The organism is Metasolibacillus meyeri, from assembly GCF_003049505.1.
Lineage (GTDB): Bacteria > Bacillota > Bacilli > Bacillales_A > Planococcaceae > Metasolibacillus > Metasolibacillus meyeri.
In genome coordinates this window covers 1-209 of record NZ_PYWN01000293.1, presented here as the reverse complement: position 1 = coordinate 209, position 209 = coordinate 1, and the positions used below count along the sequence as shown (strand labels likewise).

The window sequence follows — 209 nt, the reverse complement described above, 5'->3', positions numbered from 1 at the left end:
ACTGTAAATCCGCTCCTTAGGGTTCGGCGGTTCGAATCCGTCCCCCTCCACCATTTTTGAATAGGGGCATAGTTCAACGGTAGAATAGAGGTCTCCAAAACCTTTGGTGTGGGTTCGATTCCTACTGCCCCTGCCAATAATATAAATAATAATCGTGGCGGTTGTGGCGAAGTGGTTAACGCACCTGATTGTGGTTCAGGCATTCGTGG

The 209-nt window shown here is 48.8% G+C and carries 1 tRNA gene; it reads left to right on the top strand.

Going from position 1 to position 209, the window contains the following annotated elements:
- Nucleotides 1-62 precede the first annotated feature (62 nt).
- Nucleotides 63-136, top strand: a tRNA-Trp gene (locus C9J34_RS21640).
- The last annotated feature ends 73 nt before the right edge of the window (nt 137-209 follow it).